This window comes from Azoarcus sp. CIB (assembly GCF_001190925.1).
Lineage (GTDB): Bacteria > Pseudomonadota > Gammaproteobacteria > Burkholderiales > Rhodocyclaceae > Aromatoleum.
In genome coordinates this window covers 713,514-730,109 of record NZ_CP011072.1, presented here as the reverse complement: position 1 = coordinate 730,109, position 16,596 = coordinate 713,514, and the positions used below count along the sequence as shown (strand labels likewise).

Sequence of the window (16,596 nt, the reverse complement as noted above, 5' to 3'; positions counted from 1 at the left end):
CCGCCGGAAATAGCTCGTCTCGCGGGCGAAACGCCGCGCACGCCGGGGTCAGATCCCGCTTCCGGCGCCCGTCTTCCGGCGCTTGCGCCCAGCGACAAGGAGCGCCAGCGCGGCGAGCAGCAGCGCGGCGGAGTCGCCCCAGCGCACATAAGGGGTGAGCCCTTCGTAGCCCTGTACCGACAGGCTCAGCGCACCCCGCGTGAAGGGGGGCAGCACGTCGGCGACGCGGCCGTCGGGCTGCACCAGCGCCGTCATGCCGGTGTTGGTGGAGCGCAGCATCGGGCGCCCGGTTTCCATCGCGCGCACGCGGGCGATCTGCAGGTGCTGGGGCTGGGCGAAGGAGTCGCCGTACCACGCGAGGTTCGACAGGTTCAGCATCAGCGTCGCCTCGGGCAGGCTGCGGATCAACTCGCGGCCGAAGAGGTCCTCGTAGCAGATGTTGATCGCGACGCGCTGGTCGCCAAGACGCAGCGGCGGCTGGTCGGGTGCGCCGCGCGTCTGATCCGACATCGGGATATCGACCAGCTCGTAGAACCAGCCGAAGAACGGCGGCGAGTATTCGCCGAAGGGTACGAGGTGCTGCTTTGCGTAGGTCTGCGAGGGCGACGCACCGAGGCTCAGCGCGGCGTTATAGATCGCGCCGCGGGCGTCGCGCAGGAACACGCCGAACACCAGGTCGCCACCGCGCGCCGCAACCGGCGCGGCGAGATCTTCGAGGTAACCGTCCGGCAGCCGGTCGGCAAGCAGCGGCAGCGTCGTCTCGGGCAGCACGACGAGATCCGCGGGATGCTCGCGCACGAGGCGCGCGTTGCCGTCCAGCCAGTCCGACAGCAGTTCGGGCCGCCACTTCAGCCCCTGCTCGATGTTGGTCTGGATCAGCGCGACTTCGAGCGGCTTGCCGGTGGGTGCGGTCCAGGCGACGCGACCGAGGCCGTAACCGAGCCCGCACAGGACGAGGATCGCGCCGAGCGTCACCGCGGCCGGGCGCGCACTGCGCCACGGCGTGAGGGCGACCAGCGCCGCAACAAAGGCGACGAAACCGCCGACGCCATACACGCCCAGCACGGACAAGTACCCGGCGAGCGGGCTGGGCGGGGTCTGCGAGTAGCCGAGCGCGAGCCACGGGAAACCGGTGAACAGCCAGCCGCGCAGCGCCTCGGCGCCGATCCACAGCCCGGCGAAGAGGAGCGCGCGGCGCCATGCGGCACCACGGCCGAAGCGCACGAACAGCGCCCCGACCGCGGCCGGGAAGAGCGCGAGATAGGCGCTGAAGAGCAGGATCGCGAACGCGGCGAGCGGCATCGGCATGCCACCGTAGCGGTTCAGGGCAACGTAAAGCCACGACACGCCGGCAAGGAAAGCGCCCAGGCCCCACGCGAAACCGAGTGCGAATCCGCCGCGGGTGCGGGATTCGCGGGCGGCGAGGCCCGCCAGAACGGCGAGGCTCAGGACCGCCAGCGGAAAGATTCCGAAGGGTTCAAAGGCGAAGACCGATGCGCCACCGGCGAGCAGCGCCGCCAGCAGGCCGCCCAACCGCCCGCGCGCCGGAGCGGCGCCCGAGTCCCGCACGCGACCGGTCACGCTTCGGCCGTTTCCGGCGACGGGCTGCACCAGCAGGGTATGCACGCGCCGGCCGTCGACGCGCAGCGCGGTGACGCGCAGCTTGCCGAGCATCACCACTTCGCCGCGCCGCGGCAGGCGGCCGAGCTGGCAGATGAGCAAGCCGCCCACGGTGTCGACCTCGGCGTCGCTGAAGTCGCAGCCGAAGGCGGCGTTGAACTCGCCGATTTCGGTCGTGGCGCGGACGCGGTAGCGGCCGTCCGCGTCGAGCTGGATGTTGTCGCTGGGCTCGAGCCGGTCGAACTCGTCCTCGATGTCGCCGACGATCTGCTCGAGCACGTCCTCGATCGTGACGAGGCCGGCGACGCTGCCGTACTCGTCGACAACGATGGCCATATGGTTGCGGCTGACGCGAAACTCGCGCAACAGCACGTTCAGGCGCTTCGATTCAGGCACGAACACGGCCGGACGCAGCAGCGAGGGCATGTCGAAGTCGCGGCCCGCGTAGTAGCGCAGCAGGTCCTTGGCGAGGAAGATGCCGACGATATCGTCCTTGTTGTCACCGACCGGAAAGCGCGAGTGGCCGGTGTCGACGACGTGCGCGGCGATGCTGTCGAGCGGGTCGTCGAGACGGATGATGTCCATCTGCGCGCGCGGGATCATGACGTCACCAACCTGCAGTTCGGACATCTGCAGCGCGCCTTCGATGATCGCCAGCGCATCGGCATCGAGCAGGTTGCGTTCGAAGGCCGCATGCAGCAGGGCCAGCAGCTCCTCGCGGTCCTCGGGTTCGCGCGACAGCAGCGCGGAGAGGCGTTCGAGCAGACTAGGTCGGGGTGATGCGGGGTCCATATGTCGGGCGGGTCAGGCGGATCGTTCGGCGTAGGGGTCAGGATAGCCCAGTTCGGCGAGAATCCGTGTTTCCAGTGCCTCCATTTCCTCGGCTTCGTCGCTGTCCTCATGGTCGTAGCCCTGCAGGTGCAGCATGCCATGCACGATGAGGTGCGCGAAATGCGCGGCCAGCGGCTTGCTCTGCTCGACGGCCTCGCGCACGACGACCGGCACGCACAGCACGAGATCGCCCACGAGCGGCGCGTCGCCGGACATGCCCTCGCCTTCACCATAGACGAAGGTCAGGACGTTGGTCGCGTAGTCCTTGCCACGGAAGTCGCGGTTGAGCTCGCGCCCCTCGGTCGCGCCGACGAGGCGCACCGTGACTTCGGCATCGCCGCCCTGCAGTGCGGCTTGTGCCCAGCGGCGCACGTCGCCGGAGGACGGCGCGTTGTCGCGGTTGGCCTTGCCGATAGCCTTCTGGATGGTCAGCGCAAGCTGCGGGGGGGAGTCGATCATCAGGCCTGATCCTTCTTGGCGAGCGCGGCCTGCATCGCCGCGCGCGTCGCCTGGTTGTCGTAGGCCTCGACGATGCGCGCGACCAGGGGGTGACGCACGACGTCTTCCTTCTGGAACTCGGTGAAGGCGATGCCGCGCACGGCGGCGAGCACCTCGCGCGCCTCCAGCAGGCCGCTGCGATGGCCGCGCGGCAGGTCGACCTGAGTGAGGTCGCCGGTGACGACGGCCTTCGCGCCGATGCCGATGCGGGTGAGGAACATCTTCATCTGCTCGGGCGTCGTGTTCTGCGCCTCGTCGAGGATGATGAAGGCGTGGTTGAGCGTGCGCCCGCGCATGAAGGCGAGCGGCGCGATCTCGATGCTGCCGCGCTCGAAGAGTTTGGCGACGCGATCGAAGCCCATCAGGTCGTAGAGGGCGTCGTAGAGCGGGCGCAGGTACGGGTCGACCTTCTGCGCAAGATCGCCCGGCAGGAAACCGAGGCGTTCGCCGGCCTCCACCGCTGGACGCGTCAGGATGATGCGCTCGACCAGCTGGCGTTCGAAGGCATCGACCGCGCTGGCGACCGCGAGATAGGTCTTGCCGGTACCTGCCGGGCCGATGCCGAAGGTGATGTCGTGCGCCTGGATATGGCGCAGGTACTCGACCTGGCGCGGCGTGCGGCCGTGCAGCTCGGTCTTGCGCGTCATCAGCGCGGGGGCTGCCTGGTCGGAACGGCGACGGTTGGCGATCTCGATCAGCCCCAACTGGACGTCATCGACGCTCAAGTGCTCGTTCGCCTGCTCGTAGAATTCGCGCAGCGCCTTGGCCGCGAGCGCCGCCTGCGCGGCCCCGCCCTGCAGCGTGAAGCGCTCGCCGCGACGGGCGATCGTCACGTCGTAGGCGGTCTCGATCTGGCGCAGGTTCTCGTCGAGCACGCCGCACAGGTTGGCGAGCCGCTGGTTGTCCAGCGGCTCCAGCACCACTTCGGTAGGTCGGCCCATTCAGATCTCTCTCGTCACGATTTCGCCGCGCAGGCTGTGCGGCAGGGCGGCGGTGATCGTCAGGTCGACGAACTGCCCGATCAGGCGCGGATTGCCGGCGAAGTTCACGACACGGTTGTTGTCGGTGCGCCCGGCGAGCTCGCTCTCGTCCTTGCGCGAACGCCCTTCGACGAGCACGCGCTCGACGCGGCCGACCATTGCCTGGCTGATCGCCTGCGCCTGTTCGTCGATGCGCTTCTGCAGACGCGCGAGCCAGCGCAGCTTGGTCTCCTGCGGCACCGGGTCTTCCAGCTCCGCCGCCGGCGTGCCGGGGCGCGGGCTGAAAACAAAACTGAACGAGGCGTCGAAACCGATCTCCTCGATCAGCTTCATCGTCTTCTCGAAGTCCTCCTCGGTCTCGCCGGGGAAGCCGACGATGAAGTCCGACGACAGCGAGAGATCAGGGCGGGCGGCGCGCAGCTTGCGCACCACCGACTTGAACTCCAGCACCGAGTAACCACGCTTCATCGCCGCGAGGATGCGGTCCGAGCCCGACTGCACGGGTAGGTGCAGATGGCTCACGAGTTTCGGGATGTTGGCGTAGGCATCGAACACGCGCTGCGTCATCTCGCGCGGGTGCGAAGTCGTGTAGCGCATGCGCTCGATGCCGGGGATCTCGGCGACGCATTCGAGCAGGAAGGCGAAGTCGCCCATCTCACCGCCCTTCCTCGTGATCGGCCCGCGCCACGCATTGACGTTCTGGCCCAGCAGCGTCACTTCCTTCACGCCCTGACCGGCAAGACCTGCGACTTCCGTCAGGATGTCTTCGAGCGGCCGCGACACCTCTTCGCCACGGGTATAGGGCACGACGCAGTACGTGCAGTACTTCGAACAGCCTTCCATGATCGAGACGAAGGCGCTCGCCCCCTCGACGCGCGCGGGCGGCAAATTGTCGAACTTTTCGATCTCCGGGAAGGAGATATCGACCTGCGACTTGCCGCTGTAGCGCCGCTCGGCGATGAGCTGCGGCAGGCGGTGCAGGGTCTGCGGGCCGAACACGATGTCGACGTAGGGCGCGCGCGCGACGATCGCCTCGCCCTCCTGGCTCGCAACGCAGCCACCGACACCGATGATGAGGTTCGGATTCGCCTGCTTCAGGTGCTTCACCCGCCCGAGGTCGTGGAACACCCGCTCCTGCGCCTTCTCGCGCACCGAACAGGTGTTGAAGAGGATCACGTCAGCCTCTTCCGGGTTGTCGGTCTTGACCAGTTCCTCGGTCGCGCCGAGCACGTCCGCCATCTTGTCGGAGTCGTACTCGTTCATCTGGCACCCGAAGGTGCGAATGTAAAGCTTCTTCATCGTTACTCGGTGTTGACGCGCGGTTTCCCAAACCGCTATATTAGCAGGCTCGCGCGGTGATGTAGCTCAGACGGTTAGAGCGATGGATTCATAACCCATAGGTCGGCGGTTCGATTCCGCCCATCACCACCAACAGCTTCAAGCACTTAGGCCAACCCACCCGGGTTGGCCTTTTTGCTTTCTGGTCGATATCTGGTCGCAGCGAGATCGAGGAAGATCCGGCTGCGTCCAACTGGAGCGAAGGCGGAGATCAGTCCGCCGCGAAGCGCAGGATCGAGTTCTCGTCGTTCGCAGCGACCACGGTGACGCCCGCATCCTGGAGGTCTTCGCGGATTTCGTCGTAGGCCTGGTACTGCTTCGTGTCGCGCGGCGGGGCCTTCACGGGGAACATGACCGCTCCCGGCAGGGCATTTCGCTTCGCGAGCCGCCGCACCTTGTCCACCCACTGACCGCCATGCGTCAGGAGCTTGGTGGTGTCATCCTGAGCGAGATACAACGGTTTGATGACGCGCTCCGGGCGCCCTGCCTGCAGGCGCACGAACGGGAAGTTCACGGTGAAATCCGCGTTACCGATCTTCTCGGCCCGATATGCCGCTCCGAGACGTTGCCCGACCAAGAGCCTCCTGACCATGCTCTCAAGGAGGCGCTCCTGATACTCCTTGGTCACGAAATTACGCTCGATGTAATGATCGAAGAGCGCATCGAGCTTGACCTGAGGGTCATCGGCCAAAACGATGCGCTGGTCGTCGAACTGGAGCATCGCCTCGCGCGGGCGGACAAACTCGGCAAAGAGATGATCGGCCAAAGCGAGGTCGGGCGTCGTATGGCCATCACCCAGGGCCAGGCGACGGAGATCGCCTGCGAAGCGGTCGATCTCCTGCTTGAATAGCGCCCTTCCCTGCAGGTAGACCTTACGGTCGAGCTGATGGAAGAACTGCGTGATGCGGCCGTAACGGGTGAGCAGTCGATAGCCGAAGAAGCGTGTCGCAGGCGCCATCAACACGACACCGACGTTCGCGAATTCGCCCGTCTCGACAAAGGGACGAAAACGAAGCAAAGCGTAATGGCAGGCGAACTTCTTCATGGCGCGATCCAAAAGTCTTCTCGGTGGCAGCGGGCCAGGCAGCGGGCGATTTCGTCCCAGCTTACGTTGGCCGGCACGCCGTCATCCACGAACCACCAAGAATCGGGGATGCTATCACGGATGCTTTCCAGATCCGCGAGGGCATTTTCCATCCTTTCGCGGTACTTCGCTTGTTCGACCAAGTCGGTCGCAACCCTGTTCCAGCAGTCCGCAAAGACGTGGGAATCGAGGAAACGCGCCGCGTCGAAATCCGGATCGAAGGCCTGGTTGTGATCGATCACCGCCAGATGCCCGGCCTGAACGTCCCACAGCAAGTTCGGGTTGCCACCCAACTCGGTCAGGTGGCGATCTTCGTTCTTCAGCCACCAGTCGAACACGAGCACATCGGACGCCTGCCCGACATCGACCCGCGCGCGCGTGGTCACGCTCAGCTCCTGGACGTGTGGCAGCTCCCGAGAGGCGAACACGATGCCGCAGCCCAGATCGCGCAGGTTGGGCGTCTGACCGGGAACGATCAGCTCTGCCGGCACTTCGGCGAGCGCGTAGTCTGCAATCGGGAGGTCGAAACGCGTTGCCAGCTGCGCGGCGACCCATTCGCACACCAGACTGCGGCGCCCGGCGCCGAAGCCTTTCACGTAGTAAATGTAACCGTCATCACCGCGACAGATGAAGGGTTCGGTCACGCCCTGACGGGAGCGTCGCATGACCTCTTCGATGACGACGCTCGGCTCGGACATATTCAGGCGGCTTGCAGGGCGGATTCGATCAGGGTGGCGGACAGGCGGGCCTGCCGGGTACGGGACTCGGCGAGCTCGGCCTTGAGGCGGCCGCAGAGCGCCGTCAGTTCATCGACTTTGGCGACGATGCGGTGTTGTTCGGAGAGGGGTGGCAGCGGAAATGGAAACTCAGCCATCTTTGAAGCACTGACGTTTGGTACGCCTACCGATGTGGTGTTGAGACCAAGTAAGCCTTGGCCTAGCGGCGCTAAAAGAAACAGTTTTGCGTATCTCGGTAACAGCCCGGACAAAAATCTAAGGCGAATCAGATAGGCGCTTGGAATTGCAGGTTCGAATGACTCATAGAGCGCCAACGTTCCAATGCTCCCCGACCGAGTTACGAGAAGATCGCCATGCTTCAGTTTGTACATCAAAAGCTTATCCGCGGAGACGCTAACGCACGGAGGATGTTTCATCACCACGATTCCATCCTGCATGTCCGTCGTTCTAATTGTTGGCACGCCACCTGCCGGAACATATTCGTCCGTCCCGAACCGTGGTCCATAGAATGAGCTTTCCCACGTTTCGGAGAACGCAACCCACTCCCAACTTGTTGGCAATTCAAACGGCTGCTCGTCCTCATCCACAAGGGGCATTGCCTTCGACTTCTTGCAAATGCCCTCCGCCTCCAACCGCGCCCGTTCCTTCGCAATCCGATTGAGCAGTCCGCTCGCCGGTTCGTCGTTCGGGTCTTGCGGCACCAGCCTGCCCATGACGGCCAGTTGCAGGATGGCTTGCTTGAGGGCGTCGAGGCTGGATTCGGTGGTGAAGAGGCTGTCGAAGTGTTCGGCGAGGCGCTGCCAGTTGGCGGCGAGTTCGGCTGCTGCAGTGCTTTGGGTGAGCGTGCCGACCACGGTGCCCTCCAGTGCTGCGGCGAGGACGGCCTTCAGCTGGTCCCGCGTCTGCGAGATCCGCGCTTGCAGTTGCGCATAGTTCGCCAACAACTCGTCCGGATCGTGGCTGACTTGATCCGGGCTGTGCGGGTTCTTGATGTCGAGGTTGTAGTTGCGCGCCTTGATGTCGTCGGCCGAGACCTTCCACGCGAATTCGTTTTCGACGCGATTGCCCCACCACGCCTTTTCCGCCGCGAACTCCTCGATGCGCATCGGCTTGGTCTTGGAGTAGCTCTTGTAGCCCGCCGGGTAGGGATGCTCGTAGAACCAGACCTCCTTCGTCGGCGTGCCCTTGGTGAAGAAAAGCAGGTTGGTCTTGATGCCGGTGTAGGGGTTGAAGACACCGTTGGGCAGGCGCACGACGGTGTGCAGGTTGCAGGTGGCGAGCAGCTGTTCCTTGATGCGCGTCTTGATGCCTTCGCCGAACAGCGTGCCGTCGGGCAGCACCACGGCGGCGCGGCCGCCGTCCTTGAGGAGATGCATGATCAGCACGAGGAAGAGGTCGGCGGTTTCACGGGTACGGAAGTTGGCCGGAAAGTTGTTCTCGATGCCGTCCTCTTCCATGCCGCCGAAGGGCGGGTTGGTGACGATGACATCGACGCGATCGCGCGGGCCGTAGTCGCGCAGCGGGCGCGACAGGGTGTTGTCGTGGCGCACGTTGGTCGGCACGTCGATGCCGTGCAGGATCATGTTGGTGGTGCACAGCAGGTGCGGCAGCGGCTTCTTCTCGACGCCGGAGATGCTTTGCTGGAGCAGTTGTTCCTGCTCGACGGTCTTCACGTGCTGCTTGCGCACGGTTTCGATGGCGCAAGTGAGGAAGCCGCCGGTGCCGCAGGCGGGGTCCATGATCTTTTCGCCGAGCTGCGGGGCGACCATGTCGACCATGAACTGGGTGACCGGGCGCGGGGTGTAGTACTCGCCCGCGTTGCCGGCGTTCTGCAGGTCGCGCAGGATCTGTTCGTAGAGGTCGCCGAAGAGGTGGCGGTCCTGCGCCTTGTTGAAGTCGATGCCGCCCTGGATCTTGTTGATCACCTGCCGCATCAGGTGGCCGGACTTCATGTAGTTGTAGGCGTCCTCGAAGACGCCGCGGATCACGTAGCCGCGCTTGTCGCTGCCCTTGGGTTCGAGGTTCTTGAGCTTCGGGAAGAGCTCGTTGTTGACGAATTCGAGCAGATCGTCACCGGTCATCCCCTCGGCGTTGGCCGCCCAGTTGCGCCAGCGCAGCGGTTCGGGGATGGGGGAGCGGTAGTTGTCGTCGAGCAGCTCGTACTCGGTTTCCTTGTCGTCGTAGATCTTGAGGAAGAACATCCAGACCAGCTGACCGATGCGCTGCGCGTCGCCGTCGACGCCGACGTCCTTGCGCATGATGTCCTGGATGGATTTGATGGTGGTGCTGATAGACATGAATACCGTGGCTATGCGTAGAGTTGCTGTTCAAGTTCCTGCACGGCCTTGAGGTAGCCGGGCTTGCCGGCGAAGGCGCCGATGAGTTCCGGCGCGGTACCGAGGCGGCTGAAGGGGTCGAGCGTCAGGATCTTGATGTCTTCGATGCTTTCGATCCCGGCGTCGGCGTACTTCTCGACCAGAGCTTCCAGCACCGCCCTGGCCTGGTCGCCGTATTTGGCGAAGACGTCGCGCTTCCTGACCAGCTCGGCGCGCTCGCGGCGCGTGAGCGGGGGGCGATCATAAGCGACGTGGCAGATGAGGTCGAAGGGGTCGAGGATTTTGCCGGTCTTTTTGCCGACCTCCTCGGCGAGCGCTTCGAACAGGACGCCGTGGGCTTCGAGTTCTTCGATGAGCGCCTGTTTCTTTTCGGCAGCCGACCAGCGGCGCAGGAAGTCGTCGAGCGACGCGTATTCCTTGCGCACCGCGCTGCGGGTGTAGTCCTTCAGGGATTCGGTGATGAGCTTGCCGTCCGGGCCGTAGTACTGGACGCGCTCGGCCACGACATGGACGGTGACTTCTCCGCCGATGACGTATTTGGTTCGGCCGCCGCCTTCTTCCTCTTCGCCCGGAGGGAATGGGGGTTCGGGCTGCTGCGGCCCATCCTCACCCGGCACTTCGGGCATGTCCGGCTCATCGGGCGGTACGGGCGGATCGCCTTCGTCGGGTTCGTAGACCTGCACCGGGTCGCCGTCGAAGGCCGGATCGGCGAAGAGCTCCGAGGCCTTCTTGAAGTCCATGATCGTGAACCAGAACTTGCCGTAGTCCTCGTTGATGCGCGTGCCGCGGCCGATGATCTGCTTGAACTCGGTCATCGACTGGATGCGCTGGTCGAGCACGACCAGCTTGCAGGTCTGCGCGTCGACACCGGTGGTCATGAGCTTGCTGGTGGTGGCGATGACCGGGTAGCGGCTCTCGGGGTCGATGAAGTTGTCGAGCTCGGCCTTGCCTTCGGCTTCGTCGCCGGTGATGCGCATGACGTACTTGCGGTTCTCCTGCACGCGCTCGGGGTTGAGATTCACGAGCGCCTGGCGCATGCGCTCGGCGTGGTCGATGTCCTCGCAGAAGACGATGGTCTTGGCGAAGGGGTCGGTGGCGGAGAGGAAGTCGGTGATCTTCTGCGCGACGAGCTCGGTGCGTTTTTCGAGCACGAGCGTGCGGTCGAAGTCCTTCTGGTTGTAGATGCGGTCTTCGATCAGCTGGCCCTTCTTGTCGACCTGCCCCTTCGACGGACGCCAGCCTTGCAGGTCCTTGTCAATGTCGATGCGGATGACCTTGTAGGGCGCGAGGAAGCCGTCGTCGATGCCTTGCTTGAGGGAGTAGGTATAGACCGGCTCGCCGAAGTAGTGGATGTTGGAAACGTCCCTGGTTTCCTTCGGCGTGGCGGTGAGGCCGATGTGGGTGGCACCGGAGAAGTAGTCAAGGATCTCGCGCCAGGCGGAATCCTCGGCGGCGCTGCCGCGGTGGCATTCGTCGATCACGATCAGGTCGAAGAAGTCGGGCGAGAACTGCTTGTAGATGTTCTTCTCTTCTTCGTTGCCGGTGACCGCCTGGTACAGCGACAGGTAGATCTCGTAGGCCTTGTTGGCCTGTCGCTTTTCGATCTTGGTCATCGCCGGACCGAACGGTTTGAAGTCGTTCGTGCGCGTCTGGTCGACGAGGATGTTGCGGTCGGCGAGGAAGAGGATGCGGCGCTTGGTCTTCGATTTCCACAGCCGCCAGATGATCTGGAAGGCGGTGTAGGTTTTGCCCGTGCCCGTGGCCATGACGAGCAGGATGCGATCCTGCCCACGCGCAATGGCCTCCACTGCCCGGTTGATGGCGTTGACCTGGTAGTAGCGCGGGACCTTGCCGCTGCCGTCGTCGTAGTAGGGGGTTGCTACCGTGTCACGGCTTTCGGGGGTGGTGAGCCCCTTCCATTCGCAGTAGCGCTGCCAGAGCGCCTCCGGGGCGGGAAAGCCGTCCAGGGTGAGCTCGGTTTCGACTTGCTCGGCCAGACCGGTGCGGTCGTGGAAGAGGAAGCCGTCGCCGTTGCTCGCGAAGACGAAGGGCAGATCGAGCGTTTCGGCGTAGTTGAGCGCCTGTTGCATGCCGTCGCCGAGGCCGTGCGTGTTGTCCTTCGCCTCAATGACGGCGATCGGCAGGTTCGGCTTGTAGTACAGCAGGTAGTCGGCGCGCTTGGTCTTGCCGCGGCTGTGGAGCTTGCCGCGCACGATGATGCGTCCGGCGGTGAAGGTGACCTCCTCGCGAACCTGCGTTTGCACGTCCCATCCCGCCGCAGTGATCGCCGGGGTGATGTACTTGGTGCAGATGTCGCATTCGGAGAGCTTGGTCATGACAACGGCAGAGAGGCGTGAGTACTCGCAATGATACGAAAATCGGCGGATTGCATGGCCCGCCGAGAAAAGACCCTTTCCGACCCGACGGTCAGCGCTTGGCTTTGTTCAGCGATTCGATGCGTTCGTTCAGATCCGCGACCGGATAGAAGACGAACGCGTTGCCCTGTTTCACCTTCTCCAGCAAGTCGAGCGTTTCGAGTTCGAGGAGATCGGCGCGGGCGGTCTGATAGACCACGTTGTGCACGCTCTGGTGCTTCGAGACTCGGTACGCCTCGCCCGGGTGCCGGAGCGCGTGAGTTAGCAGGGCAACCTGTCGGTGGTTCAATGCGCCGCGAAGCATGCCGGCACTTGCCAGCATGCGTTCGGCGTCCTTCTGTTCCTGGGTCTTGCGGGCCAGGTACTCGTGCAGGGCGCCTGTCGAACGCCGGATGATGTCGAGTTGATGCAGGACGAAGTAGGTCGTGTCGTTACGGTCGGTTTCGGTGTGCAGGTAGGCCTGCACGTACTGCCGCGGCGCACGCCGCAGGAACTGGGAGATCGACAGGAACTCCATCAGCCAGTAGCCGCTGCGTGCCATCGCCCAGTAGAAAAGCGCTCGCGCCGTTCGGCCGTTTCCGTCGGCGAAGGGATGGTCGTAGCCGATCATGAAGTGCAGGAGAATCGCACGGACGACGGGGTGGACGAAGGGCGAAGAGTCTTCAGCCGCATTCGCGAAGGCGCATAGCCGTTCAAGGCGTTCCGGGAGTTCCTTGTAGCTCGGCGGTTCGTGCAGCAGGGTCCCGTCACGGTTATCGACGACATTTACGTCATCGGCCACACGCAGCCGCCCCGCATCAGCCGGGTCGTCGAGGGTGTCTTGGGTGAGCATGCGGTGCAGTTCCAGGACACGGTCAGGCGTAATCGGCTCCGATCGCAGGCTTCGGATGTGCTCCATGGCCTGGTAGTTGTTGAAGATCATCGCCTCGCTTCGATCGCGCGGCTGACGCCCCTCACGCAGCATGGCCTCGGCAACACGGCGCGTTGTGGAGGCCCCCTCAAGCTGGCTCGAGGTGATGGACTCCTCGATCAACGAGTGCAGGAGGTAGCGCTCCCGATTCTCATGGATCGGCGCAGCCTCCGGCGTGCGTATCTGCCCCGCGGCATCCCGATCGATGTGATGGAGATGGATCAATACCGGCTCGGGGGTTGCCAGTGTGAAGGGAACACCGGCCTTGTCGATAAGCGGCAGCTTCTGCAGCATGGAGCTACGCGCCAACCAGACTGACAGCCACCACTCCTCGGGCGTCAGTCCGCTGGGCGGAGCCCTGTGGCGCAACTCGTCCCAGTGCAGGTACTTCCCGTCAGGCAAGGGAGACGTGTGGCCAAGGACGTGAGACAGGCGTTCCGACCCGACTTGGCTGATCAGCTTCTCGGGGCCCGGAGGGTACATGGGGAGCTTCATGTCTACTAATTTACTTAAGAATTGGCAGAGTTTAGTACACGGCAACGAGAATATTCCAGACCGGTTTACTAAAAACCAACAAGATTAGTAAGCGCTAGTAGACACACGTCCCGCTCATAGCCACCACGCACACGTGAGCCAACCCCTTCCCGCAGCTACACGCCACCCACAGCTCACCAATCGTGTGCTTCTCGCGGGTGTCGTCGGTCTGCGCCGTGAGTTCGCCCTTGTACGCGACGACGAACAGCCGGCCGTCTTCGAGTAGCATCACGAAGTCCGGCTAAAACCGGTCCGTGGCGGTTGGAAGCCAGAAAGAAGTAACAGGGCGGGTCTCGATGTTGCGAACCCAATACTTCACGCCGGCAGCCAGTCGAGGGCCCGTGCGCAAAGGAATTCGTCGCCATCACTCTTAAGCTCGCCGGCCACCGGGTAGTAGTGCTTGGAGAACCGATAACCGCCGCGGCAGTACCACTTCGCAGGGTAGATGTCGGGGTGGAAGGCAAATGCGCAGTCGGAGCTAGCCTCAACCTGTTCCCGCGGCGCAAACAGAGCGTCCTGAGGATCAGGCCGTTTGCCTTGCGCAGCAACTGACGACGTTCGTTGAGGTCCGCAACCGGATAGAAGACGAACGCGTTCCCCGTTTAAACGACGCCCCCGAGATCGCCCGCCAACACGTACCGAATTCGGCGAAAGCGTTTGCGTTACCCCTAACGAGACGCGAGGCGATTCACCCTCGCCACGGCGTCGATCTCGATCCGCGCACCGAGCGGCAGCCGGGATACCTCCACGCATGAGCGCGCCGGAAAATCCTTCGGGAAGTAGTTGGCATACACCGCATCCACGGCCGACAGGTCGTCCATGTCAGTCAGGAACACGGTCACACGAACGACCTGATTCAGAGCGGATCCCGCCGATCGCAGAATCACCTCAATGTTGTGCAGCGCTTGGTTGGCCTGCGTGACTGCATCCGGACCGATTAGCGAACCGGTCGCGGGATCCAGCCCCAGCTGCCCGGACGTCCACACCCACCCATCCATCTGGACACCCTGCGAATACGGGCCGACGGGAATGGGCGCGTCCTTGATGAGGACGATCCGCTTGCTCATGCGCACCTCCGCAGTGACATTGCGCTCCAGCATACTCCCGCTGTTGCCGGCCGCCCCCATCCGCTCCACCGGTCGCCGGCTCCGTTGCGCGAAAGTTATTACGCCGGGGCGAAATCCTTCGTCGAAGCGCTTCAACCTCAGTCGTAAGGCCGACGCCGGAGGCGTCCGGCCCAGAACGCCGCGACGTCCAGCATGCGCCGCGAGAAGGCCCATTCGTTGTCGAACCACAGCATCAGGTTGATCAGGCGCTCGCCGCTGGCGCGGGTCTGGCTGCCGTCGACGATGGCGGAGAAGCCGTTGTGGTTGAAGTCCACCGACGCGTGCGGACCGTCCGAGTATGCGAGCACGCCGTGGCGGTCCTCCTCGGCGACGCGGCGCATCAGGCGGTTGATGGTCTCGACCGTGGCGTTGCGCCGGAGCGTCACCGTCAGGTCGATGGCCGAGACGTTCGGCACCGGAACGCGGATCGCCTTCGCCGCGATGCGCCCTTCGAGCGCCGGCAGCAGGCGGGTGATGCCTTTCGCCAGGCCGGTCTGGACGGGAATCATCGACTGCATCGCCGAGCGCGTCATGCGCAGGTCGGTGGCGTGGTAGCCGTCGATCACGGGCTGGTCGTTCATCACCGAGTGCAGCGTCGTCGTCAGCGCGTGCTCGATGCCGAACGTCTGCTCGAGGATCGCGAGGATGGGCACGACGGCGTTGGTGGTGCAGGAGGCGGCCGAGACGATGCGTTCGCTGCCGTCGAGCGCCTCGTGGTTCATCCCGAACACGACGGTGCGATCGACGTCGGCGGCGCTGTGACCGGGGTGCGAGAGCAGCAGACGCGGGCAGCCGGCGCCGAGGAAAGCTTCGAGTTCGTGCCGGTAGCGGTAGCGCCCCGACGCCTCGACGAGGAGATCGGCATCGAAGGCCCGCCAGTCGACGCCGTCGGGCGTCGTCGCGTGGGTGACCGTAATGTCCTGGTCGTCGATGTGCAGGCGGCCGTCACGAATGCCGACGGTGCCAGGGAAGCAGCCGTGGGTCGAATCGAAGCGCGTGAGATAGGCCATGCTCTCGATGTCCGCCGGCTCGTTGATGGCGACGACAGACAGCGACTTGCGCAGCGGCGATTCGTGGAGGGCGCGCAGAAAGCAGCGGCCGATGCGGCCGTAGCCGTTGATTACGATGCGGAAGCTCATTCAGGGAAGCGGGATGGAAGGGCCATGCGGATGGATGCTCAGGCCTAAGCATAGCCGGAGAATGAGGGTGGCGTCGCGTTCGCCCGATTCCCATGCGGGATTTCAGCCTACCCCCCAGCCTGTCAGGCCCTGAACTCCCCCATCCATCCCAGCCCGTCCTCGGTCCTGCCGCTGGGCCGGTATTCGCAGCCGACCCAGCCGGCGTAACCGAGCTCGTCGAGCAGGCGGAACAGGTAGCGGTAGTCGAGCTCGCCGTCGTCCGGTTCGTTGCGCGCCGGCACGCCCGCGATCTGTATGTGGCCGACGTGAGGGAGGTAGCGACGCAGCTTCGTGGCGATGTCGCCTTCCATGATCTGCGCGTGGTAGAGATCCATCTGCACCAGCAGGTTGGGCTCGCCGACTGCCTCACGGATCGCGTGCGCCTCGGCCTGCGTGCTCAGGAAGTATCCGGGCATGTCGCGCGTGTTGATCGGCTCGATCAACACCGTGACGCCATGCTGCGCAGCGGCGCGTGCCGCGTGGCGCAGGTTGTCGACGTACAGGGCGCGCTGCACGCCGGGGGCCACTCCGGGCACGACGAGACCGGCCATCACGTGCAGGCGCGGGGTTCCCAGCGCCTGTGCGTAGTCCAGGGCACGAACCACGCCCGCGCGGAATTCCGCCTCGCGGCCCGGCAGCGCTGCAAGGCCGCGCTCGCCCGCGGCCCAGTCGCCCGGCGGCATGTTGAAGAGGACGTTGATGAGCCCGTGCGCCTTCAGCCACGCGGCGACCTCGGCCGGCGCGTGCTCGTACGGGAACAGGAATTCGACGGCCCTGAACCCGGCACGCGCCGCCGCGGCGAAACGCAGCGGAAACGGGTGCTCGTTGAACATCATCGTCAGGTTGGCGGCAAACTTGGGCATGGGCGGCTTCCTCGCGGGACGGCGGAATGAGCTGAGAGCGGGTACAGGGACGAGCGCCCCGCGGCCCGGCGATTGTCGCGGACTTCCCCGCACCGCGCCAGCATCGGTGTCGCTGCCCTGCCGCCGCCCGAGGCATGACAGGCACCTTTCCGCAGCGCATAATTCGACGATGCCAATCCGGTACCGGCAGCGCTCCCCCACGGCCG

Annotated in this window: 13 protein-coding genes, 1 tRNA gene and 1 pseudogene; 1 reads left to right on the top strand and 14 read right to left on the bottom strand. The window is 64.5% G+C overall.

Going from position 1 to position 16,596, the window contains the following annotated elements:
• Positions 1-48 precede the first annotated feature (48 nt).
• The 5 genes and pseudogenes from lnt to miaB form a co-directional block, all read right to left on the bottom strand.
• Positions 49-1,581: an apolipoprotein N-acyltransferase gene (lnt, locus tag AzCIB_RS03140; protein WP_198149679.1), complete on the bottom strand. Its 1,533-nt coding sequence runs from the start codon at positions 1,579-1,581 to the stop codon at positions 49-51.
• Between the two features lie 24 nt (positions 1,582-1,605).
• Positions 1,606-2,412: pseudogene (locus AzCIB_RS03135) on the bottom strand (CorC family transporter); the annotation flags it as partial.
• A 12-nt stretch (positions 2,413-2,424) separates the two neighbouring features.
• Positions 2,425-2,910, bottom strand: a complete 486-nt coding sequence (ybeY, locus tag AzCIB_RS03130; RefSeq protein WP_050414549.1) for an rRNA maturation RNase YbeY — start codon at positions 2,908-2,910, stop codon at positions 2,425-2,427.
• A complete protein-coding gene (locus AzCIB_RS03125) occupies positions 2,910-3,890 on the bottom strand; it encodes a PhoH family protein (RefSeq protein WP_050414548.1) in 981 nt (326 codons plus the stop codon). Before AzCIB_RS03125 ends, ybeY begins: the two co-directional genes overlap by 1 nt.
• Positions 3,891-5,228 (bottom strand): tRNA (N6-isopentenyl adenosine(37)-C2)-methylthiotransferase MiaB, encoded by a 1,338-nt coding sequence (gene miaB, locus AzCIB_RS03120; protein WP_050414547.1) that lies wholly within the window; start codon positions 5,226-5,228, stop codon positions 3,891-3,893. It abuts the gene before it with no gap.
• Between the two features lie 55 nt (positions 5,229-5,283).
• On the opposite strand from miaB, the gene AzCIB_RS03115 reads away from it, so the two are divergent.
• Positions 5,284-5,360 (top strand) — tRNA-Met (locus tag AzCIB_RS03115).
• Positions 5,361-5,478: 118 nt separating this feature from the next.
• On the opposite strand, the gene AzCIB_RS03110 is transcribed toward AzCIB_RS03115, so the two are convergent.
• The 9 genes from AzCIB_RS03110 to otnI all read right to left on the bottom strand — a co-directional run bounded on the left by AzCIB_RS03110 (position 5,479) and on the right by otnI (position 16,390).
• Positions 5,479-6,312 carry a DUF3037 domain-containing protein gene (locus tag AzCIB_RS03110; protein ID WP_050414546.1) on the bottom strand — a complete coding sequence of 278 codons (834 nt, stop codon included), beginning with the start codon at positions 6,310-6,312 and terminating at the stop codon, positions 5,479-5,481.
• Positions 6,309-7,016 carry a HipA family kinase gene (locus tag AzCIB_RS03105; RefSeq protein ID WP_353611548.1) on the bottom strand — a complete coding sequence of 236 codons (708 nt, stop codon included), beginning with the start codon at positions 7,014-7,016 and terminating at the stop codon, positions 6,309-6,311. The genes AzCIB_RS03110 and AzCIB_RS03105 overlap by 4 nt, the downstream gene beginning before the upstream one ends.
• A gap of 35 nt (positions 7,017-7,051) precedes the next feature.
• On the bottom strand, positions 7,052-9,385 hold the full coding sequence (locus tag AzCIB_RS23615; RefSeq protein WP_083446858.1) for an N-6 DNA methylase: 2,334 nt from the start codon (positions 9,383-9,385) through the stop codon (positions 7,052-7,054).
• A gap of 11 nt (positions 9,386-9,396) precedes the next feature.
• Positions 9,397-11,760: an EcoAI/FtnUII family type I restriction enzme subunit R gene (gene hsdR / locus AzCIB_RS03095; protein ID WP_050414544.1), complete on the bottom strand. Its 2,364-nt coding sequence runs from the start codon at positions 11,758-11,760 to the stop codon at positions 9,397-9,399.
• Positions 11,761-11,851: 91 nt separating this feature from the next.
• Complete coding sequence (locus AzCIB_RS03090) at positions 11,852-13,003, bottom strand: Fic family protein (protein WP_232299343.1); 1,152 nt, start codon at positions 13,001-13,003, stop codon at positions 11,852-11,854.
• A 295-nt stretch (positions 13,004-13,298) separates the two neighbouring features.
• Positions 13,299-13,475 carry a hypothetical protein gene (locus AzCIB_RS24040; RefSeq protein WP_157058412.1) on the bottom strand — a complete coding sequence of 59 codons (177 nt, stop codon included), beginning with the start codon at positions 13,473-13,475 and terminating at the stop codon, positions 13,299-13,301.
• Between the two features lie 436 nt (positions 13,476-13,911).
• A complete protein-coding gene (locus AzCIB_RS03085) occupies positions 13,912-14,310 on the bottom strand; it encodes a Rid family detoxifying hydrolase (RefSeq protein WP_050418185.1) in 399 nt (132 codons plus the stop codon).
• 137 nt (positions 14,311-14,447) lie between these two features.
• The gene (locus AzCIB_RS03080; protein WP_050414542.1) at positions 14,448-15,488 is read right to left on the bottom strand and encodes a type I glyceraldehyde-3-phosphate dehydrogenase; all 1,041 of its coding nucleotides are present in this window, start codon (positions 15,486-15,488) and stop codon (positions 14,448-14,450) included.
• A gap of 122 nt (positions 15,489-15,610) precedes the next feature.
• Positions 15,611-16,390 (bottom strand): 2-oxo-tetronate isomerase, encoded by a 780-nt coding sequence (gene otnI, locus AzCIB_RS03075; RefSeq protein ID WP_050414541.1) that lies wholly within the window; start codon positions 16,388-16,390, stop codon positions 15,611-15,613.
• Positions 16,391-16,596 lie beyond the last annotated feature (206 nt).